The organism is Methylomonas aurea, assembly GCF_024505045.1.
Classification (GTDB): domain Bacteria; phylum Pseudomonadota; class Gammaproteobacteria; order Methylococcales; family Methylomonadaceae; genus Methylomonas; species Methylomonas aurea.
Genome location: NZ_JANIBM010000016.1, coordinates 36,388 through 58,615, shown reverse-complemented (window position 1 = coordinate 58,615; position 22,228 = coordinate 36,388). Strand labels below are relative to the sequence as shown.

The 22,228-nt window shown below is 56.8% G+C and carries 16 protein-coding genes; 6 read left to right on the top strand and 10 right to left on the bottom strand.

The window, feature by feature from the left end; translation table 11 throughout:
* Positions 1 to 27: 27 nt before the first annotated feature.
* Complete coding sequence (locus tag NP603_RS13725; RefSeq protein ID WP_256611466.1) at positions 28 to 4,524, top strand: EAL domain-containing protein; 4,497 nt, start codon at positions 28 to 30, stop codon at positions 4,522 to 4,524.
* Between the two features lie 5 nt (positions 4,525 to 4,529).
* Here NP603_RS13725 and rnd read toward each other — a convergent pair whose 3' ends face one another.
* A complete protein-coding gene (gene rnd, locus NP603_RS13720) occupies positions 4,530 to 5,696 on the bottom strand; it encodes a ribonuclease D (RefSeq protein WP_256611465.1) in 1,167 nt (388 codons plus the stop codon).
* A 195-nt stretch (positions 5,697 to 5,891) separates the two neighbouring features.
* Between rnd and NP603_RS13715 the strand changes: the two genes are divergently transcribed.
* On the top strand, positions 5,892 to 8,189 hold the full coding sequence (locus NP603_RS13715) for a TonB-dependent receptor (protein WP_256611464.1): 2,298 nt from the start codon (positions 5,892 to 5,894) through the stop codon (positions 8,187 to 8,189).
* A gap of 24 nt (positions 8,190 to 8,213) precedes the next feature.
* Here NP603_RS13715 and NP603_RS13710 read toward each other — a convergent pair whose 3' ends face one another.
* From NP603_RS13710 to lptD, 3 genes are read right to left on the bottom strand one after another with little or no spacing between them, the layout of a single operon-like run.
* Positions 8,214 to 8,738 carry a DbpA RNA binding domain-containing protein gene (locus tag NP603_RS13710; RefSeq protein WP_256611463.1) on the bottom strand — a complete coding sequence of 175 codons (525 nt, stop codon included), beginning with the start codon at positions 8,736 to 8,738 and terminating at the stop codon, positions 8,214 to 8,216.
* Between the two features lie 6 nt (positions 8,739 to 8,744).
* Positions 8,745 to 10,031 (bottom strand): peptidylprolyl isomerase, encoded by a 1,287-nt coding sequence (locus NP603_RS13705; RefSeq protein ID WP_256611467.1) that lies wholly within the window; start codon positions 10,029 to 10,031, stop codon positions 8,745 to 8,747.
* Between the two features lie 7 nt (positions 10,032 to 10,038).
* Positions 10,039 to 12,921 carry an LPS assembly protein LptD gene (lptD, locus tag NP603_RS13700; RefSeq protein WP_256611462.1) on the bottom strand — a complete coding sequence of 961 codons (2,883 nt, stop codon included), beginning with the start codon at positions 12,919 to 12,921 and terminating at the stop codon, positions 10,039 to 10,041.
* Between the two features lie 95 nt (positions 12,922 to 13,016).
* On the opposite strand from lptD, the gene NP603_RS13695 reads away from it, so the two are divergent.
* Both NP603_RS13695 and murU read left to right on the top strand, forming a co-directional pair.
* Positions 13,017 to 14,021, top strand: coding sequence for an aminoglycoside phosphotransferase family protein (locus tag NP603_RS13695; RefSeq protein WP_256611461.1), 1,005 nt, complete (start codon positions 13,017 to 13,019; stop codon positions 14,019 to 14,021).
* Complete coding sequence (murU, locus tag NP603_RS13690) at positions 14,018 to 14,704, top strand: N-acetylmuramate alpha-1-phosphate uridylyltransferase MurU (protein WP_256611460.1); 687 nt, start codon at positions 14,018 to 14,020, stop codon at positions 14,702 to 14,704. Before NP603_RS13695 ends, murU begins: the two co-directional genes overlap by 4 nt.
* Positions 14,705 to 14,735: 31 nt before the next feature.
* Here the strand turns inward: murU and hemJ are convergent, their stop codons facing one another.
* The 6 genes from hemJ to pyrC all read right to left on the bottom strand — a co-directional run bounded on the left by hemJ (position 14,736) and on the right by pyrC (position 19,790).
* A complete protein-coding gene (gene hemJ, locus NP603_RS13685; RefSeq protein WP_256611459.1) occupies positions 14,736 to 15,161 on the bottom strand; it encodes a protoporphyrinogen oxidase HemJ in 426 nt (141 codons plus the stop codon).
* Between the two features lie 15 nt (positions 15,162 to 15,176).
* Positions 15,177 to 15,665, bottom strand: coding sequence for a DUF4124 domain-containing protein (locus tag NP603_RS13680; RefSeq protein WP_256611458.1), 489 nt, complete (start codon positions 15,663 to 15,665; stop codon positions 15,177 to 15,179).
* 109 nt (positions 15,666 to 15,774) lie between these two features.
* Positions 15,775 to 16,146, bottom strand: coding sequence for a lipid-A-disaccharide synthase N-terminal domain-containing protein (locus tag NP603_RS13675; protein ID WP_256611457.1), 372 nt, complete (start codon positions 16,144 to 16,146; stop codon positions 15,775 to 15,777).
* A gap of 42 nt (positions 16,147 to 16,188) precedes the next feature.
* Positions 16,189 to 16,914 carry a glycosyltransferase gene (locus NP603_RS13670; RefSeq protein ID WP_256611456.1) on the bottom strand — a complete coding sequence of 242 codons (726 nt, stop codon included), beginning with the start codon at positions 16,912 to 16,914 and terminating at the stop codon, positions 16,189 to 16,191.
* A gap of 71 nt (positions 16,915 to 16,985) precedes the next feature.
* A complete protein-coding gene (locus NP603_RS13665; protein WP_256611455.1) occupies positions 16,986 to 18,569 on the bottom strand; it encodes an ArnT family glycosyltransferase in 1,584 nt (527 codons plus the stop codon).
* Between the two features lie 180 nt (positions 18,570 to 18,749).
* Positions 18,750 to 19,790 (bottom strand): dihydroorotase, encoded by a 1,041-nt coding sequence (gene pyrC / locus NP603_RS13660; RefSeq protein WP_256611454.1) that lies wholly within the window; start codon positions 19,788 to 19,790, stop codon positions 18,750 to 18,752.
* A 113-nt stretch (positions 19,791 to 19,903) separates the two neighbouring features.
* On the opposite strand from pyrC, the gene NP603_RS13655 reads away from it, so the two are divergent.
* Positions 19,904 to 20,176: an FmdB family zinc ribbon protein gene (locus NP603_RS13655; protein ID WP_256611453.1), complete on the top strand. Its 273-nt coding sequence runs from the start codon at positions 19,904 to 19,906 to the stop codon at positions 20,174 to 20,176.
* A gap of 64 nt (positions 20,177 to 20,240) precedes the next feature.
* Positions 20,241 to 22,031, top strand: coding sequence for an aspartate--tRNA ligase (gene aspS / locus NP603_RS13650; RefSeq protein WP_256611452.1), 1,791 nt, complete (start codon positions 20,241 to 20,243; stop codon positions 22,029 to 22,031).
* Positions 22,032 to 22,228: the final 197 nt, after the last annotated feature.

The following is a 22,228-nucleotide window of genomic DNA, read 5'->3' as shown; positions in this document are numbered from 1 at the left end:
GCTGAATTCACGCCTTGAATTAATTCGATGTACCCAAGCGCTTACCGCTGGCCGGATTTAGCCGGCATTCTTGGTCTGAGCCTGATTTACGCCTTGTGCGCCAAGTTGGTTCTGGCCTATTTTTCGACGACCGGCAACGTTACGCTGATCTGGTTTTCCGGCGGTATCGGACTAACCGTATTGTTGGCAAAGGGTATTCGTTATTGGCCGGGAATATTCATCGGGGCGACCGCCGCCGGTTTGATGGTGGATGACGTGCTCTGGCTTTCCGCCGTGATTGCCGCCGGCAACACCCTGGAATCGGTGTTCGCAGCCTGGCTGTTGCAACGTAACCCGCGGTTTTCGGTCGAGCTTTCCCAGCCCCGCCATTTCCTGTGGTTAACCTTGACCGCCATGGTTTGCTCGGCGATCAGCGCCGGAGTCGGCCCCGGCAGCCTTCACCTGGCTGGCGTTTTGCCCGTCAGCAACGTGGCGGAATCAATACTGCATTGGTGGATGGCCGATGTATTCGGCATCGTCTTTACCTCGCCGACGCTGCTGATCTGGCGACACTGGCCATACACTTGGTTCAGCTGGAATCGACTGCCGGAGACCCTGGCTTTTCTCGGCCTGACCTGGCTCAACGGCCAAATCCTGTTTTTCGACTGGTTCGCGGAGCAATTGAAGTTTGCCCCGCATACCTATTGGTCGTTTTTCTTCGTACTGTGGGGCGCGACCCGATTCGGCCGCCACGGCGTGACGTTGGTCTTGGTTGCGAACGCAATCCAGGCGTTGTTGGGAGTGGTGCACCACTGCGGTAAATTCGCCACGGACTTCGAAGATAGCGACCTGTTCAACTTCTGGTTGTTCATGGCCACAATGTCTTCCAGCGGCGTGGTGTTGGCGCTGACCTTATACGAAAACCGACAGATCACGCGCGAATTGACTGCTAGCGAACGCCGCCTGCGTGCCATCATCGAAGCCTCACCAGTACCGCATATCGTCTACAATCGTGACGAAAAAGTCTCTTTCGTCAACCAAGCCTTTCTCGACACCTTCGCCTATCGCGTCGAAGACATTCCGGACCGGGATGCCTGGTGGCAGCTGGCTTATCCCGATCCGGCCTATCGCGCAGCGGCCAAAGCCATCTGGCAAAATCATATCGAACTGCACCGGGAAAACCAGACCTGGCAGAAAGCCGCAGTCACGATCAGGCGCAAGGACGGCGTTGATCGCCAGGTGATTGCCAGCAGCGTAGCATTGGGAGAAGCATTCGAGGACGGCTACTTGGTGGCCTATTTCGATGTCTCCGACCAATTGCATTTCGAAAAGGCGCTGACCGAATCCAACCTGCTGCTGCAAACCATTCTGGAAACGCTGCCGCTACGGGTATTCTGGAAGGACAGGAACTGCCGTTATCTGGGCTGCAACAGCTTATTCGCCCGCGACGCCGGCCGCAATCAAGCCAGCGAACTGATTGGCGTGGAAGACGGCGAATTGGGGTGGAAAAATCAGGCCGAACTCTACCGGCAGGACGACGAAGAGGTGATGCGAACCGGCGTTGCCCGCCTGAACTACGAAGAACCGCAAACCACACCCAGCGGCGAAACCATCTGGCTGCGCACCTCGAAATTGCCGCTCCGCGATTCCGAGCACAAGATAATCGGCGTGTTGGGCATTTACGAAGACATTACTGCATTCAAAGCCAGCCAGGACGCCTTGGCCGAAACCGTCTCCACCCTGCAAGCCACGCTGGAAGCCACCGCGGACGGTATTTTGGTTGTCAACCTGGAAGGCCAAATCAGAAGCTTCAACCAACGTTTTATCGAATTATGGCGGGTACCGCTCGGCTTGATTCGAATCGGCGATAACGGCGACCGCCTACTGGAATTCGCCATCGCCCAACTCGCCGATCCGCAGTATTACCTGAACCAATTCCACGAAATCCGCGAGAACCCGGAATGCGAAAGCTCGGCAGTGCTCGAATTTAAAGACGGCCGCTTACTGGAGCGTTATTCGCGTCCGCAAAAAATCGGCAACAAGGTCATCGGCCGGGTCTGGTGCTACAGCGACGTCACCGAGCGCCGCCGCCTGGAACAGCAATTGTTATGGCGCACCGCGTTTCTGGAAGCGCTACTGGAATCGACGCCGGACGGCATCGTCGCGGTCGACAACGAGGGCCAAAAAATTCTGCAAAACCGCCGCGCCGCGGAAATCTGGCGCATGCCGCCGGACATCGCCGAACAAGCCGATACCCTGCCGCAACGCAATTTCGCCCGTCAGTTACTCAAAACCCCGGAGTTCATGGATGAGCGGATCGCGGACATCATCGCCGAACCAGGTCTCGCCGCCCATTACGAAGTGGAATTGATCGACGATACCATCGTGGAATTGCATACCGCCCCGGTCTCCGACGGCAACGCCCGCTATTTGGGCCGGATCTGGCAATTCCGCGACGTCACCGCGACCCGTACAGCCGAGCGAGCGTTGCGGCAGAAGGAATACTATCAGCGGGCGCTGCTGGACAATATTCCGCATGCGATCTGGCTAAAAGACACCGGCAGCCGGCTGTTGGCGGTCAATCAGGAATTCGCCGAAGTATTCGGCGCGGACAACCCCGCAGCACTGATCGGCAAAAACGATTTCGACATCGCGCCCCCGGAACTGGCGAAAGCCTACCGGGCCGACGATCGCCGGGTACTGGAGACCCGGCAAAAACTGATCGTCGAGGAATACATCATCAACCGCGGCCGGCGCACATTGTTCGAGACCTACAAGGCGCCGGTGATCGACGAACAAGGCCAACTGCTCGGGACGGTCGGTTTCGCCCGCGATATCAGCGAGGCCCGCAAAAACGAAGAAAATCTGCGCCTGGCGGCGCTGGTTTACAACAACAGCAGCGAGGCGATGATCGTGGTCGACGCCGACAACAATATTCTTAGCGTCAACCCGGCATTCACGGCAATGACCGGCTACCGCGCCGAGGAAGTGATCGGCCAGAATCCGAGCGTGCTACGTTCCGGCGAACACGACCGCGCCTTCTACCGGGATATGTGGCGAGCGCTGGAAACCACCGGAGCCTGGCGCGGCGAGATCAAAAACCGGCGCAAGGACGGCCGCATGTTCGTCGAGGAATTGGCGATCAATACCATCTACAACGCCGACGGCAAGCCGCAACGACGGGTGGCGTTGTTCTCCGATATAACGCAACGCAAACAGTCCGAGGAACAAATCTGGCGCCAGGCCAATTTCGATCCGCTGACCGGCCTGCCCAACCGGCGCATGTTTCGCGACCGGCTGGAACTTGAAATCAAGAAAGCGCACCGGCTGCAACAATCGTTTGCCTTGCTGTTCATCGACCTGGACCGGTTCAAGGAAATCAACGACACGCTGGGTCACGACCTGGGCGATACGTTGTTGAAACAAACCGCGCTGCGCCTGCAGGGCTGCGTCCGCGAATCGGATACCGTGGCTAGGCTGGGCGGCGACGAGTTCACCATCATCGTCAGCGAATTGGAAAGTCCGGAAAGCTGCGAGCCGGTCGCCCGCCATTTGTTGGAAAAACTCAGCGCGCCGTTCGATCTGGCCGGCGAATCGGCCTACGTTTCCGCCAGTATCGGCATCACGATCTATCCGAACGACAGCCGGGACGTCTCCCAATTGCTGAAAAACGCCGACCAGGCGATGTACGCGGCGAAAAACCAGGGTCGCAACAGCTTCTGTTTCTTCACCCGGGCGTTACAAGACGCGTTGGTGGCGCGCGCCGCCCTGTTGGCCGACCTGCGCCGCGCCTTGGCCGAAGGCCAATTTCTGCTGTATTACCAACCGATTGTCGACCTGCAAACCGGCCTCGCCCATAAAGCCGAGGCACTGCTGCGTTGGCAGCATCCCAGTCGCGGCCTGACCGGCCCCGGCCATTTCATCGCTCTGGCCGAAGAAACCGGTTTGATCAACGAAATCGGCGACTGGGTGTTCCAGGCGGCGGCCCGGCAAGTTGCGATTTGGCGGCGGCAGATCAGCGGCGATTTTCAAATCAGCGTCAACAAATCGCCGGTGCAATTTCAAAATCCGCAGCATAGCCCGCAGGAATGGTTCGACTACTTGCACCGGCTCGGCCTATCCGGCCAGAGCATCGTGGTCGAGATCACCGAGGGCCTGCTTCTGGATGCCGGCACCAGCGTCCACAACCATCTAATGGCGTTCCGCGATGCCGGTATGCAAGTGGCGATAGACGACTTCGGTACCGGCTATTCGGCCCTGTCTTACCTGAAAAAATTCGACATCGACTATTTGAAGATCGACCAGTCCTTCGTTCGCAATATGGCCGAAGATTCCAGCGATTTCGTATTGTGCGAGGCGATTATCGTGATGGCCCACAAATTGGGGCTGAAAGTAGTAGCCGAAGGAGTGGAAACCGAGCAACAGCGTGCGCTGCTGGCGGCGATAGGCTGCGATTACGGCCAGGGCTACCTGTTTGCCGAACCGCTGCCGCCCGAACTTTTCGGCCGACGTTTCGGCGGGGCCGGGGCCGGCTCGCAGAGCTAGCGCCGTTAAGCCGGCCCGGCCGGTGCTGCGGCGCTGATGACCACGCCTTCCGGTTTCAGGCTCAACGAGTAATCGCCTTGCAGCAAGCCCTGCAATTCGCGGCCGGCCATGTTGTAGCGCCAACCATGCAGCAACAGGCAATCTTCGTCCCCGAACAGCAACTGCTCCAAGTCCTTGCGCGAGGCCAGAATCACCGGGTTCAACGAATTTTCCTCGGCGCGGATCCTAACCACCGCGCTCAACACATCCAATATGGCTTCGTGTTGCTGGTTCTTTTTGACCATTTGGTCTTTGCCGGTGATCGGCTTCGGCGGCCGTTGCCTGGCTTCCTCAATCAGACTGCACAGGGTCTTGCCGTAACGGTTGACGGTGCGCTCGTTGATATTGCGGATCTTGGCCAGATCCGCCAGCGTCACCGGTTGCAGTTTGGCCAATTCCAGCAGCATATCGTCCTGCATCAACCAGTTGCGCGGTTTGTTTTCCTGCTGCGCGGTGCGTTCGCGCCATTCGCTGAGGCTTTGCATGATCGACAATTGCTTACCGGTCAGTTTGTTCTTGCCGCGGATTTTCAGCCAAGCGTTCTCCGGCGACAATTGGTAAAGCTCCGGATTGTTCAACAACGCAAAGTCGCTCTCCAGCCAATGCAAGCGGCCCAGTGCCGCCAATTGTTCGCACATCGTCGTATAAATCTTGCACAGATAAATCACGTCGTCGGCTGCGTATTGGATTTGGTCGGCGCTCAATGGCCGCTCCGACCAATCGGTGCGGGTATGCGCCTTGCTCAAATTGACGTTTAAAAAACTGGATACCAGCATGGCGTAACCCGGATTTTCCTGAAATCCCAGCAACGGCGCGGCGATCTGGGTATCGAAAATCGGCCCCGGAATCTTGCCGGTGATTTGATAGAAAATTTCCAGATCCTGGCGGCAGGAATGTAACACTTTGACGATATTCGGCTGGTAAATCGCCTCGAACAGCGCGGTTAGATCGGTTATGGCCAACGGATCGACGCAAGCCACCCAACCCGGTGCGGCGATTTGCAGCAGGCAGAATTTGGGGTAGTAGGTTTTTTCGCGGAGAAACTCGGTATCCAGAGCGATCCAAGGCTCGTTGGCAATCTGCCGGCAGAGGTTTTCAATTTGGTCGGGGCTATCGATGTATTGGATGGACATGTGCGTTTTCTGTTTGACGAGGGTGGCCGGTAACCGGCGCGGCCGTCTATTTTACTCTGCCGGAGCCGGTACGGCTTAACTATTCGCCCCGGCCCGACCCCGGGAAAAAATCCTTTTTTATAACCGTTCCATGGAGCATTGCTGCGCACGGGGTTACCATGCGGCCCTTTTTGGTAGCCAGTTTAGGTAATAGTCATGAATAAAATTGCCGTGGGCATGTTGCCCTGGTTCAGTCTGCTGCCGTTGGCCGCAGCCGTCGCGGCCGAAACGTCCGGTAAACTGGATGCGGTGGAAGTGGTTGCGGTGACTCCACTCCAGTTCGGTGGCATCGACGTCAAGAAAATTCCGGCGCACGTGCAAACTGTTTCCGCCGACCAGTTGCAGGAGGCTCAGGCGCTTTCGCTGGCCGACTACATGAACCGCTATTTGGGCAGCGTCAATATCAACGACGCCCAGAACAATCCGCTGCAACCGGACGTGCAATACCGCGGTTTCAGCGCCTCGCCGCTGATGGGGCTGCCGCAGGGCTTGGCCGTTTACGTCAACGGCATCCGCTTCAACGAACCGTTCGGCGACATGGTGAACTGGGATTTGATACCGAACGGCGCGATCGAAAGTATGGCGCTGCAACCGGCGTCGAATCCCGCCTTCGGTCTGAATGCGTTGGGCGGTTCGATCAGCGTCAATACCAAAACCGGCTTTTCGGCACCCGGCCACAGCTTCGAGGCCCAAGGCGGCTCCTGGGACCGCCATTCGGAAGAAATCAGCAGCGGCTGGAACAACGGCACCTGGGGTTATTTCCTGGATTTCAAATATTTCAACGAGAAAGGCTGGCGCGCCCATTCGCCCAGCGAGGCCAAACAGGGTTTCGGGACTTTGAGCTGGCGCGGTGTCAAATCCAGTCTGGATTTAAGCATCGCCGGTACCGAGAATACGCTGCGCGGTAACGGTGCGCTACCGCAACAAATGTTGGCCTTCGGTCGCGATCAAGTATTCACCCACCCGGACATTACCCGCAACCGCATGTTATTGGTCTCGCTGGACGGCGACACCTGGCTGAACGACCACAACCAGTTGTCCGGCACGATGTACTACCGGCGCAATAAAATCGGCACCTATAACGGCGACGGCAGCGAGTTCGACGACTGCGGCGGCTTTATGTGCGAAGAGGACGGCGTGACGCAGTTGGAAGACTTGAACGAAAATCCCATTCCTGCCAGCGACGCGCTGGAAGGCGGTACGATCAATACCTCCAGCACGCTGCAACAATCCTTCGGTTTTGCGCTGCAAGACGCCTTCGACCACAAAATTTTCGGCCGCAACAACCATCTGGTCGGCGGCGCCAGCTTTGACTACGGCAACGCCCGTTACCACGCCGATACGCAACTAGGCTCCTTGACCGCCGACCGCGGCGTCGCCGGCGGCGGCGTTTTGATCCAAGACGCCCACGTGCGTCTAACCACGGAAACCGACCACTACGGCGTGTTTCTGACCGATACCTATTCGTTGACCGATAAACTGGACGTTACGGTTTCCGGCCGCTACAACCAATCGCACATCAAACTGCGCGACCACGTCGGCGAAGATTTGAACGGCTCGCATTCGTTCGACCGCTTCAACCCGGCGGCGGGCTTTACCTACGCCGTGATGCCGGAATTGACCTTCTTCGGCAACTACAGCGAGTCGTCGCGGGTGCCGACACCAATGGAGTTGAGCTGCGCCAATCCGAACGACCCTTGCCGGTTGCCGAACGCTTTCGTCTCCGATCCGCCATTGAAGCAGGTGGTCGCGAACACCTTCGAAACCGGTCTGCGCGGCCGTTTGAAAAATCTGCTGCCGGGTTATCTGGACTGGAATTTGGCACTGTTCCGCACCATCAACAACGACGACATTATCTTCAAAAGTACCGGCGGCGTCGGCAGCAACCTCGGCTATTTCGACAACGTCGGCTCGACCCTGCGCCAGGGCGTCGAACTTGGCCTGAACGGAAACTTTTACGAGCGTTGGCGCTGGTCGACCCATTACACCTATATCGACGCCAGCTTCGAAACCGGCTTCCTGTCCAGTAGCCCGAACAATCCGATGGCGGACGGAAACGGCGACATCGTCGTGCAGCCCGGCGATAAATTGCCCGGCATCCCGGCCCACCAATTCAAATTCAGCACCGACTTCGACATCGTCTCGGCCTGGACTTTGGGCATGGACATGAACTACAACAGTTCCCAGTATCTGCGCGGCGACGAAGCCAATCTGACCGCAAAACTACCGGCTTTCGTCGTGTTCAATCTGCGCAGCGAGTACCGCTTCAATCCGAACGTCACGTTGTTCGGCCGAGTGACCAACTTGTTCGACCGCGAATACGCCAATTTCGGCACCTGGGGCAACACCGGCGACGTATTGGATGGCCTGGGTTTGCCGGGCGATCAACAAAGCCGCTTCGTCGGCGTCGGCGCGCCGAGAGCGGCCTGGATCGGCATTCGCCTGACAATGTAACCTTCCACAAATGAAAACGGCGGTTCAACCGCCGTTTTCTTCCCCGCTTACATTGCGTTGCTGCCTGAATTTATTGGGCTTGATGCGTTTGATATTCAACTTTTGCGAGCCGATTTCGGTTTCGGCCAACAACTGGAAAATGTCCGCCGGCATACCGTCGGGCAATTCCACCAGCGTGTAGGTATCGCGAATGTCGATCCGGCCGATGCGTCTTTTGTCGACGCCGGATTCGGACACCAACACCGCCTGAATCTGGTCGCGACTGACCTGGTGCTGGCTGCCGACCGCCAAGCGGTAACGTACCATCTTGTATTGCGGCTGCGGTGCGCGCCCAGGATCGGCTGCCGGCTGGCGTTTAAGCGGCGGATAAAGATTCGGTTGGTTCATGAACACCAACGCCGCAGCGCAGGTAAGCAGGTCGATGTTCAAATCTGCGGCAATCCGTTGCACCAAGTCGCTCTGCCTGGCCAGATCTTCTTCCCTGACGACGCGCTGTAAGCGGCGCTTGAATTTCTCTTCCTTTCTCGGTTCTACCGGAATCGCGCTCATAATCCGTTATAGCCGATCCAAATCGATTTCCACGTAGGCTTCGTCGCGTAAACGCCGCAACCACAATTCGGTTTCTTCCTCGATTTTACGTTTCCGAATCTCGTCGCGGATTTTGTCTTTTCTGAATTGCTCGCTGTTGTCCTGGCTTTCCCGGCCCAGCACCTGAATCATATGCCAGCCGAACTGGGTCTGTACCGGCGCACTGATCTCATTGATCGCCAATTTGTTCATCGCCTCCTCGAAAGGCGGCACCAATGCGCCCGGCCCGACCCAATCCAGCGAGCCGCCATTGATGGCCGAACCCTTGTCATCGGAATGGGCCCGAGCCAATGCGGCAAAATCGTCGCCGTCGTTGATCCGCTCACGTAACGCCAACAAGCGTTTCTGGGCTTCGGCGTCGTCGACCAGTTCGTTGGTTTTGATCAGAATATGCCTGACTTTGGTTTTGGTGACGATATGTTGGCTGCCGCCTTCGGTTTCCAGCATCTTGATGATGTGAAAGCCGCTGGGGCTGCGGATCGCTTCCGACACGTCGCCCTGGTTCATCGTGCCGACGATGTCGGTGAACAACGAAGGAATCTGGCCTATGCTGCGCCAGCCGAGATCGCCGCCCTTCAATGCATTGTCGTCGTCGGAAACACCGACCGCGACTTGTTTGAAATCCTTGCCGCCGCGCAAATCGGCAATGACTTGGTCGGCTCTATCCTTGGCCTTTTGAATCGCCGACGCCGAAGCGCCTTCCGGCACGGCGATCAGGATATGGCCTAAATGGTACTGGGCACCGCTCTGCCCGGCCTTGCTTTGGGTTTCCATATAGTGCTGGACTTCGGCATCGGTTACCTTGACCCGGGCGCCGATTTCGCGGCCGCGCAATTGGTTGATGATGATTTCGTTGCGCAGATTGTCCTCGAAACTCTTGTAATCCATGCCTTGCCGGGCCAGTTCGCTGCGAAACGCATCGACCGACATGCCGTTGCGGGCGGCGATATCCGACACCGAGGCGCTCAACATCTCGTCGCTGATCTGAATACCGGATTTCGCCGCCATTTGCCGCTGCAGTTTATCGACCACCATCCGTTCCAGCACCTGTTTGCGCAACACGAATTCCGGCGGCACCATCACGTTACTGCTGCTCAGTTTGCTGCTGATCGCCGCGACTTCTGCGTTCAGTTCCCGTTCCAGGATCACGTCCTCTTCCACCACGGCAACGATCCGGTCCAACAATTGGGCTTGGGCCAAGCCCACGTAAAAACTCAGCGCATAAAACAGAATTGCGATCGATTGTTTCAACATGTCGTGCTTATTCAAAGAAATTATCCTTGCGGTAACCGTCCAGGTTGGTTTGCAGGAAGGTATCGACGTGGTCGCCGAAACTGCTCAAGCCTTTCAGCTCCAATTGCACGAAGAAGGCCGTTTCCGGTTTCGTGCTCGGATCGATGAAGGCGATGGTGTTGGCGCCGTTGATGAAACGCCGGCCGAGGACGCGGAACCGCCAGCAGCAGTTTTCCTTCTCGATCCCGATGAAGCTTTCGGTGGTTTTGTCGAAATTCAACGAATATTGCCAACGGCCCAAGCCGAACCACTCGCCGAACAGCGGCCAGCGGAACGATACGTCGGTCTGCGAGATGGTTTGCGAGAACACTTGAGTCGTGTTGTTTTGGTTGACGGTCTGCACCACGTCCTGCGGATTGGCGCGGCGGTAGCGGTAACCGATATTTAGGATCTGGTTCGGCTGCATCCGGTACTTCAACGCAAACTGACCGCGAAACAGACTGTTCAACTCCGGATCCCATTGGGCGCCGGTGATGTAACGCAGATGGCGGCTGACCTGGCCGCTGAGTTCGCCGATAAAGTTGGAAGTACTGCTGGTCTGAGGTTGGGCGAAGGGGCGCAAGGTCGGATTATTGCGGTCGAACAAATCGACGGTACGGTCCTCGAAATACAAAATCTGGCCCAGCGTCAGCTTGAGAGGTTCGAGTCCGGTGGTCGAATCGATAAAGCGCGACGAGGCGGCCAGCGTAATCTGGTTGGCGTCCTGGATCCGGTCGTAACCCGAAAAGCGGTTTTCCCGGAATAAACTGTAGAAATTGGTATCGAACAGGGCCGTATCGAAAATCGGAATATTGCTCTGGTCTTTACGCGGGATATATAGGTAAAACAGGCGCGGTTCCAAGGTGTTGACGTACGGCGTACCGGAGATCTGCATATCCTTTTCGAAGACGATGCCGCTGTCCACCGAAAATACCGGCAAGGTCCGGGAAATGCTGCTCGGCAGCCCGGCGACGGTCTGGTTGCTCAGCTGGTATTGGGAATACAAGGCCGAAATCTTCGGGATGAAGAAGCCCTCGCTGCTTTCCAACGGGAAGCTGACCGACGGCGCCACATTAAAACGCTGGCCGTTGACCAGGGTCTTGTGGGTGAAATAGCTATATTGGTTGTCCAACGCCAGAGTCAGTGGGAAATCGTCGAAGGCGTGGGAAAAATTCATGCCGATGCGCGGCAGCACATCGTAAGGCAACAAATCGTCGGTGATGGTCTTGTCCACCGATTGGTAGTGGTAACCGGCCGCCGACAAATACATGCCGGTACGCGCGTAGGTCAGCATCCCGGTGCTGGGCAAGTAACTGGTATTTTGAAATCCCAGAGCGTTGTTCAAGTCGTTGAAGTAAGTCTTGTCGGAAACGTAGTTCAAATCCAACAACGAGCTCAGGCCCGGCAGCCATAAGGTTTGGTCCTTCAAGCTCGCCGAATAGCGGGCCTTGTTCGCCAACTGGTCGTGCGGCATGTATTCGGCGGCGAACGTTCCGCGCGACATATCGGTCAGGTAGCGGAATTTGTTGCGTATCTGCTCGCCGCGCTTGCTCATGTAGCGCGGCGTGACGATGTCGTCGAAGTTCGGCGCGATATTCCAATAAAAAGGCAAGGTGGCGTCGAAGCCGTTACGTTGCGTGCTGCCCCAGGTCGGCGCCAGAAAACCGGATAATCGACGGTTGTCGGTCGGAAACGAGATGTACGGCGTATACAAAACCGGGACGCCTTTGAATTCCAGCCAGGCGTTTTTTGCCGAGCCCTGCCCGCTTTCCCGGTTGATCTTCAAGCGCGAGGCATACACCACCCAGTCCTGGTTGCCCGGCGCGCAACTGGTAAACGCGGCTTCGTTATAGCGCGACAAACTTTTGCTGTCCCGATAGACTACATCGGCGCTGCCGCGAAACGGTGCTTGCGGCACGATGAACTGGGCCTTGCGCAGGCGGGCCTCGTCTTTAGCCAAATTCAACGACAAGGTTTCGCTGGACATCGCCAACTGGTCTTCGCTGTACAAAACCCCGCCTTGGGCGTCCAAAGTCTCGGCGACGGTATCGTAACTGGCTTTGTCGGCCACCAAATGCTGGTCGGCCCGGTTCATGTCGACGTTGCCTGCGAAATTAAGCACTTCGCCATCGAACACTTCGGAAAAATCGGCGTTGATTTCGGTGGTTGCCGCGTCCCTGGCCTCCTTCGAGGTCGCCTTGATTTTAGGCTTCCTTTTCCCCCACACCTCGCAGCTTTGCCAAGGGTCGCGATCGAATTCGGCCCGCAAGGTCTGGAAATCGCGCTCCTGGCGATGGCTGAAAGCCGGGGCGAACCACAGCGAACCTGCCACATCGGCAACGCCGTTCTCGTCGACGATATGGGCTTCGCCTTTGGGATCGGCACCGACCAGATTACAGTCCCAACCGCTTTTACCGTCCCCGGCTTTACAGGTCCAACCTTGCGTCCTGTTGCCGCCGGCCGCGACTTGAGATTTGGCATCGACTTTCTCCACTTCCGGCTTTTGGTTCTCGCCGACTTTGACTCGCAGTTTCTGCGGCTCGGCAGCGGACTTCTCCACCACTTTCACCGCTTCTTTAACCGGCTGGGCCGGAGCCTCCGGTTTCTGCACCTGTTGCAGCGGAACCGGCGCCACGGCCGCCGGCGGCTGCGCCACGCTCTCAGGTTTGGAGGGAGTCGCCGGCTCGGCCGGAACGGCTTTTACCGATGGCGCTTGTTGCGGGGCTTCGGGAGCGTTATTCGGGCCTTGGTTCAGGCAAGTCCATTCGCCGCTTTGGGTTTGTTCACAATTCCACGCCGAGTTATTGGCGGCGGAGGCGAGCCCGGTGATGAACATCAAGGCCGAAGAAATTGTATGAAACCGATAATTCATGTTTGGGCGAATGCGGCTAAATTGGCTTAGCAGATTGGAAATCGAATAAAATGCATCGGATCATTTTACCTTAGGTTGCCCAGCAAATAACAAAAATGTACGACTCCAGCTTGGAAGACCGTCGCCTGGCGGCGCTCGTCGATTGGCTGCAGCGCGACTTGTCGCTCGATATCCGCCAAATCTCCCCCGCCTCGAGCGATGCCAGCTTCCGGCGATACTTCCGGGTCGCTCACTCCGGCGGCGTGCAGATTGCGATGGACGCCCCACCAGAAAAGGAAAACTGCGCAGCCTTTATCCGCGTCGCCGGCTTAATGCGCGACGCCGGCATCCATGTGCCTGCCGTTTACCACAGCGATACCCGACAAGGTTTTTTGCTGTTGGAAGATTTGGGCAGCGAAAACCTGTTGGACCGCCTAAATCCGGAAGCGGCCGATACGCTCTATGCCAAGGCATTGGACAGCCTGTTTGAGTTGCAACGCAACGTAGACAGCGCTACTTGCCAATTACCGGAATACGATGCGGCGTTCATCGAACGCGAACTGGGCATCTTTTACGAATGGTTCCTGCAAAAGCTGGTCGGATTGGAATTGCCGCAGCGGCTGACCACAAGATTGAACCGGATTCTGATCGACTCCGCTTTGGCACAACCACGGGTCTGCGTACATCGCGACTACCATTCCCGCAATCTGATGCTGCCAGCCAACGGCAGCCTCGGCGTGATCGATTTTCAAGACGCCGTGGTCGGCCCGATCAGTTACGATCCGGTATCGTTATTGCGCGATTGTTATGTCGCTTGGCCGGAGCATCGCGTCGACGAATGGGCTCGATCCTATCATGCCCGCCTGCTTGCCGGCGGGCTGTTGCAAGCCGACTATGCGCAATTTCGGCGCTGGTTCGATCTGATGGGCATGCAACGCCACTTGAAAGCGATCGGCATTTTCTCCAGACTGCACTTGCGCGACGGCAAACCAAACTACCTGGCGGACATTCCGCGCACGTTTGCCTATGTGGAAAGCGTTTGTGCCCGCTACCCGGAATTGGACGAATTCCACCGATTTTTACAAGACCCGCTTAAACCCGCTTACCTGCCCATCCAATGAAAGCCATGATTCTCGCCGCCGGACGCGGCGAACGAATGCGTCCGTTGACCGACCATACCCCGAAACCGCTGCTGCGAGTCGCCGGCAAGCCTTTGATCGAATACACGCTGGAAAATCTGGCCGCTGCCGGTTTCAGCGAGATCGTGGTCAATATCGCCCACCTTGGCGCACAGATCAAGGAGTACTGCGGCGACGGCGCCCGCTGGGGCCTGTCGATCGACTATTCGGACGAAGGCGAAACGGCACTGGAGACCGCCGGCGGCATAGCCAAAGCACTGCCGCTGCTGGGCGATGCGCCGTTTTTGGCCGTCAATGCCGACATCGTCTGCGATTTTCCACTCGATAAATTACGCGACTTACCCCTGGATCTGGCGCATCTGATCATGATCGACAACCCGCCGCACCACCCCGAGGGCGATTTCGCACTGGCCGGCTCAGGCTTGCTGGCCGAACAAGGGGAAACCAAATTGACGTTCAGCGGAATCGGCGTCTACCGCCCCGAATTATTCGAAGGCATTCCGGCGGCCCCGCTTAAATTGCGGCCGGTGCTGAATCGAGCGATACGCAGCCAGCGCATCGGCGGGCAAAAGCATTCCGGCTTATGGCTCGATATCGGCACGCCAGACAGGCTGAGAGAATTCAGCGACATCGTCGCCAGCAAACACGACGCGGCAAAGATTTAGGCCGCGGTTCCGACCGAAGACACGACATGAATCAGAACGGCTTGACCACAGCCAAGATCACGATGGCAAACAGGAACAGGACCGGTATCTCGTTGACCCAGCGGAAATACACGTGAGAATGGCGATTACGGTCGTGTTTGAAATCCAACAGCCATTTGCCGCAAAAGCCGTGATACACCGCCAACAACAGCAGTAACACCAATTTCAGGTGCAACCAGCCGCTGGCCGAATACAACATCCAGGCATAATCGGCCAACATCCAGACGCCGAAGGCAAACGTGCACACCATCCCCGGCGTCATGATGCCGTAATACAACTTGCGTTCCATGGTTTTGAAGCGCTCGTTGCTAATACTGTCTTCGCTCATCGCGTGGTAGACGAACAGCCGCGGCAGATAAAACAAGCCGGCGAACCAGGTCACCATAAAAATTAAATGCAGTGCTTTCAACCACAACATGGCCAGGCCCGCCGTTTAACGCAAAGTCCGGTCTTTAACGATCGGCCCGCTCGGCACCGGAGCTCCCGGCACCTGCGGAACCGCCGGTGCCGGCAATACGACCGGCGGCGCGACTATCATCACCGGATTGGCGCCTTGCTGAGCTTGGCGCTCCAGAGCCGCGGCCTGTCTTTGTTGTGCTTCAACCTGCTGCTGCTGGGCGATCGCGCTCTGTTTCAATGCGGCAGCGGATTCGGTTTGATTGCGCAGCACCGCTTCGCGCCGCTCGGCTTCCAGTTTCGCGGCTTTCTTCGCGTCGTATTCGCTTTCCAAGGCCTCGCGCCTGGCTTTAGCGGCCGCCTCCACTTCCGGATCGGCCTGGATATCCAATTGTTCGGCTTTGACCGCGGTTTGGCAAGGCTTCGATTGGTAAACGGTCTTGCCGTCCTTACCGGTACATTTGTAAACCTCGGCATGCGCATGTTGCCAAGCGATAACCAGCGCGAACAAAACTAAAATCCTCATCAGACACCTCCCCGATACGTCGTTATGCCAAAGGCCCTAGTCTAGGGCAAAGCGGCCGGATTTTCCGCAAATCTGAAAAATCGTGTTTCTAATCGCTGCCGGCTCGGCATTAACCGCCCAAATCCTCGTCGGCCAACTCAGCCAACGCGTCTCTGTGTTCGCGCCTGATCAACATCAGGTTTCTGGCATAAACAAAAGTACCCGGCAACTGCCCAAGAATAATCACCGGATCGACCCGATGAATGCCGTACAACAACACGATCACGCCGCCCGACAGGCTGAAATACCAAAAACTGACCGGGATGATGCTTTTCTGGTGGCGTTCGCTATGGATCCACTGCACGATGAAGCGCATCATGAACAGCGACTGGCCGACCAAACCGATCGTGAGCCAGATAATGTCGTTGGAGTCCATGCTGGACAAATGATGCTGCCATTTGTCGAACAAATGACTGAAAAAATTGACGACGCCCTGCTCCATTAAACACCTGCGCAAATCAGTGAGAAAAAGGCGATAACAAACTTAGCCACGCGCCACCTCGCTGACTTGCGCCAGGCTGTGGCGCCGTTTCAGCCAGACCACGCCCAATAAATCGACGATACCCACCAATGCGCGATCCAACGTTCCATACTTGGATTGGCCGAAACTCCGCGGCCGGTGGTTGACCTTTACCGAAATCACCCGGCCGCCGGCCATTTGGATCAAGGCCGGCAAGAAGCGGTGAATGTGGTCGAAGTAAGGTAATGCCAGGAATTTATCGCGCAAAAACAGTTTCAAACCGCAACCGGTATCGGGCGTTGCATCGTGCAAAATCGCCTGGCGCACGGCGTTGGCGAATTTGGACGAGAATTTGCGCCAGCCGGTGTCGTTGCGCTGATGGCGAAACCCGGCCAGCATCCACAATTGCGGATCGTTCTGCGCTTGCCAGGCCGCGACCAGATTTGGAATGTCGGCCGGATCGTTCTGGCCGTCACCGTCCAGCGTTGCGATCCACGGGTAATGCGCAGCAACCACGCCGCTATGCACCGCCCGGCTTTGGCCGCAACTGCGCCGATGCTGCAACACCCTCAGCGCCGGATATTTTTGCATGGCCCGCTGCAACTTGGCCGCGGTATCGTCGGTACTGCCGTCGTCGACGAATATCATTTCGTAAGCTTCCTGACCGCTCAGGGCTCGGTCAATTTCGGCGATTAACGCGTCAACGTTATCGGTTTCGTTATGAACGGGGACTACGACAGAAATTTGCATAAACTCGGAAAAAGTAAAAAGTTGCTAATTGTATCAAACGCTTAATGCGAAACCGGATAATTGTCAGCCGATCATAAGGGTTTCAGCCGCCCGAACTGGCCGGCGGACCGGAATACCAGCCAATATTCGCGATGCCCCTGCAGATAAAAGGTATCCTCCGGTTTATCTTTCTCCAGCGAAACCAGATAACCGGCCGGATGGCTCGCCGCCCAGTGCTCGGCGTCGGCAACCGTCGCCAATACCGGCAACGGTTCGGTCAATCGCCCCAGAAAATTTAACTGGCCTTGGTAATTGCCGACGTAGGCGTAGGGCACGCCCTGCTCGTTAAACGCCCGGATCTGCATCGCAGCCGGACGCAAATCGTACGCCAGACCGACATACTGAAAGAAGTAGATAAAACCGGCGAAAACTGCTGCCACCACAGCAGCGGACAAGGATGCCACCGACAGAGCCCGCGAGCGCCAGACCGCGACGGCCAGGCCCAACGAGATCACCAACACCCAGAGCCCCCAGTCGATTTCGACGGTTTGCACCCAATGCAACTTGGCCAAACCGGGCACTTGCGGCAACAACAATAGAAACACCCCGATCAATGCAAACAAGGCCGGAACAACCGATTCCGCGGCGATGGAACAGACCAAACGGTTGCGCGACAGTACCCTGGCGACAACCAAAGCAAAAGCCGGCAGCATCGGAATCAGATAATGCAGTTGCTTGCTGGGTAGTGCCGAAAACAGCAGAAAAACCGAAACCAGCCAAATCGCGCTGAACCTTAAGCCGTTGTCGCCATTAAACCCTTGACGCAACCCGGCCCATAGTCGCGGCCAGAACAACCAGGGAAACAATAGCAACGGTAGGAACTGTAAATACCAGAAAACCGGCCGGGTATGGATTTTGGTGCCCACCGTACGGTCCGCGGTTTGATGCCACAAAATTGCGTCCGCGTATTCCTGGCCGCCCGCCAGCGCTGCGGGCAGCGCCCAGGCCAGGGCCAGTAAGGCACCGAACAAAACCGAGGCCACTAGCCCCAGCCACCACGCCGTTCCCGGTGCTTTTCCCCCGGTGTGCCAGAATTTGGCAAACAAGGCCGCCGGCAGCAAATGCAGAAAAATGACCGGGCCTTTGGCCAGCAGTCCCAACCCGATCGCCAAGCCGAAGTAAAGCCATCCCTTGAGAACCCGACCGTTCGCTACGATCAACAGCCCCAACATGCCCAGCATCACGCAATCGGTCAGCAAGATATCGAACATGGTCGACGTGGCAAACAAAGTCCACAGCAATGTACCCGCCAGCACCCAGGGCGCCAGTGCCGCTGCCTCGCGTTGCTCAGGCCAAAGTATTGCCGCCAGGCGTCGGACCAATAGCAAATTAACCAGTGCCGCCAACGGCCCCACCAAACGCGGCCACCAGTCATTGACGCCGAATACGCCCCAGCCGACCTGGATCAACCAGAATAACAGCGGCGGTTTATGGCTGTAGGTATGCCCGTTTAAATACGGCACTAAAAAATCGCCGCGCAACCACATCTCCCAGGCCACGCTCAGATAACGGGTTTCGTCGATCGGGATCGGTGCGCGAAAAAAAACGCTGATGCTCAGCACGAGCCAGAGCAAAAATACACCCCAACGGTAAATCGGATCGCTAGATAAGTTCATGCAGAAAATTTTGCGGTTGCCGCGGCTAGCCGCCAACGAGGCTGAAAGCCGGACGTAAATCGATAGATTAAGCCAGATTCATGCCATTACGTCGATAGAGGGGTTCCGGCGCCATGCTCCTAATCGAAAAAGCCCGCGGACGTGGCTGCGGGTTGATATCAACCGATACAAACGGCTCAATTAAACCAGCAGACGCCAGGAAATTTCATCTCCGGCCCGCAACGGTGTGATCGCGATACCCGAATCGGCATCGACGTAAACATCCGGCACCTGCCACGCCTGCCTGGCCAAAGTCACCGTACCGCTATTGCGCGGCAATCCGTAGAAATCGGCACCGAAATCGCTGGCGAAACCTTCCAACTTATCCAAAGCGCCGACCATTTCAAAAGCTTCCGCATACAACTCCAGCGCGGCGTGGGCGCTGAAACAGCCGGCGCAGCCGCAGTGGTTTTCTTTCAACGCGGTAAGATGCGGCGCACTGTCGGTGCCGAGAAAAAACTTGGGGTTGCCGCTGGTCGCCGCCCGCAGCAAAGCCTGCCGGTGATGCTCGCGTTTCAGAATCGGCAAGCAATAAAAATGCGGACGGATACCGCCCGCCAGCAAGGCATTACGGTTGTAAAGCAGATGCTGCGGCGTGATGGTCGCGCCGACATTGGCCGCGGCCGATTCGACGAATTGCACAGCTTCTTCGGTAGTCAAGTGTTCGACGACAATCCGCAACTGCGGGAAGTGACGGAGAATTGGACTCAGCTTGGTTTCGATAAAGATTTTTTCGCGATCGAAGATGTCATATTCGGCGTCGGTGACCTCGCCGTGAACCAGCAGCGGCACGCCATATTTTTCCATCGCTTCGAACAAAGGATAAGCCGCAACGATGTCGGCGACGCCGGCGTCGGAATTGGTCGTCGCGCCGGCCGGATACAGCTTGAAGGCATGAACGTGCTCGCAGTCGGCAACGTTTTTTACTTCTTCCGGCGTTGTGTTGCCGGTCAGATACAACGTCATCAATGGCTGAAACCCAGAACCTTCAGGCAGCGCATCCAGAATCTCCTGCCGATAGGCTAACGCCTGCCCCACTGTAGTTACCGGCGGCTTCAGATTGGGCATGATGATCGCCCTGGCAAATTGCCGGGCGCTATGGCCGATGACCGATCGCAACATACTTCCGTTTCTGACGTGCAAATGCCAGTCGTCGGGCTGGCGGATGGTCAATTTGTCCATAATCTCCGGGCGTTTTCATTTAAAATGGCGCGATATTCTAGCATTAAGGGCCTTGAAAATTTAAAACCAGCCCTTAGTAAGCGGTTTTTAGAGACTTTCAACTGGAGAAGCAGATGCCTATTTACGAATACCAATGCAACGCTTGCGGACACGAACACGAGGCCCTGCAAAAACTGGGCGCCGAACCGTTGGTGATTTGCCCTGCCTGTAACGAAGCCGAATTGAAAAAGAAAATTTCCGCGGCCGGATTCAGATTGAAAGGCAGTGGCTGGTACGAAACCGATTTCAAAAGCGGCAACAAGAAAAACGTGGCCGGCGAGAGCAAGGCTCCGGAAAAATCCGGCGGCAACAGCGGCGGTTGCGGCGGCAGTTGCGCCTGCCATTAAACTTGCCTGAAACCCTATAAATTCGTACCATCGCCAGCTTTTTTGAAATATTCCGAGAGACATTATGCGTAGCCACAAGTGTGGAGAACTGAACACCCAGCATCTGGGACAAACCGTGGCCCTGTGCGGCTGGGTGCACCGCCGCCGCGACCATGGCGGCGTGATTTTTATCGACTTGCGCGACCGCGCCGGCCTGGTGCAAGTGGTGTTCGATCCCGACGCGGCCGAGAGCTTCGCGATCGCCGAGCACGTGCGCAGCGAATACGTATTGCGCATCGAAGGTATCGTTCGCGACCGTCCCGAGGGCACGCATAATCCGAATATGTCGACCGGCCAGATCGAAGTGCTCGGCAAGCACATCGAAGTGCTAAACGAAGCCGAAACCCCGCCGTTCCCGCTGGAAAGCGACATCGAAGTCAACGAAGAAACCCGCTTGCGTTTCCGTTACATAGACTTGCGCCGCACCGCGATGCAGCAAAAGATGAAGGTGCGCCGCGACGTGACTCGCAACCTGCGCCAGTACTTGGACGACCACGAGTTTTTCGAAATCGAAACCCCGTATCTGACCAAGGCCACGCCCGAAGGCGCTCGCGACTATATTGTCCCAAGCCGTACTCACCAAAATTCGTTCTTTGCCTTGCCGCAATCGCCTCAGTTATATAAACAGTTGTTGATGATCGCTGGCATGGACCGTTACTACCAAGTGGTGCGTTGCTTCCGCGACGAGGACTTGCGCGCCGACCGCCAACCGGAATTTACCCAGCTGGATATCGAAACCTCGTTCATGAACGAGCAGGAAATCATGGCGGTGATGGAAGAAATGATCCGCCGCTTGTTCAAGGACATCATCGATGTCGATTTGGGCGACAAATTCCCGGTCATGAGCTACGCCGAAGCGATGCGCCGTTACGGTTCCGACCGTCCCGATTTGCGGATTCCGCTGGAATTGGTGGACATCGCCGAGGAAATGAAAAACGTCGATTTCAAAGTCTTCTCCGGCCCGGCCAACGATCCCAACGGCCGCGTCGTCGCCATGAAATTGCCGGAAGGCGGCGACTTGAGCCGCAGCGTGATCGACGAACTGACCAAATTCGTTGGCATCTATGGCGCGAAAGGTTTGGCGTACATCAAGGTCAACGATTTGGCCGCCGGCGTCGACGGCTTGCAATCGCCGATCGTCAAATTCGCCCCGGCCGAAGTTTGGGCCAAAGTCATGGCAAAAGTCGACGCCCAAAACGGCGACCTGATTTTCTTCGGCGCCGACAAAGCCCACGTCGTCAACGAAGCGATGGGCGCGTTGCGGGTTAAATTGGGCTTGGACCGCAATCTGTTGACCGGACCTTGGAAACCGCTGTGGGTAGTCGATTTTCCGATGTTCGCCTGGGACGACAAAGCCCAACGCTACACCGCAATTCACCATCCGTTCACCGCGCCGAGTTGCTCGGTGGAAGAACTGGTCGCTAGTCCGGGAACAGCGTTGTCGCGCGCGTACGATTTGGTATTGAACGGCACAGAAGTCGGCGGCGGCTCGATCCGGATCAACCGCACCGCGATGCAGCAAACCGTGTTCGACATCCTAGGCATTGGTCACGAGGAGGCCCGAGAGAAATTCGGCTTCCTGCTGGATGCTCTGAAATATGGTGCGCCGCCGCACGGCGGTATTGCTTTCGGTCTCGACCGCTTAGTGATGCTGATGACCGGCGCCGGTTCAATTCGCGACGTGATTGCCTTCCCGAAAACCCAAACCGCGGCTTGCCCGCTATTCAATGCCCCCGCCGTGGTCAGCGAAGAACAGCTCAAAGAGTTGGGCATCCGTCTACGCAAACCGGCCGGCAAAGAAGACAAACAAGACTAATCTGCCACCAGACAGCAGCAGGCGAACCGTTAGAAGGTTCGCCTGCTATCCACATCATGCCCGGCTCGCGAGCCGTGACAAACTTCCTTGACACAAATCAATAAACACTGTCAAACAATCGTTGACTTTTTCTACGGTATTGATAAGTTAATCACGTTATTTTTGTTAAATAACAGATCCGAGTCGCGGATCTTTAA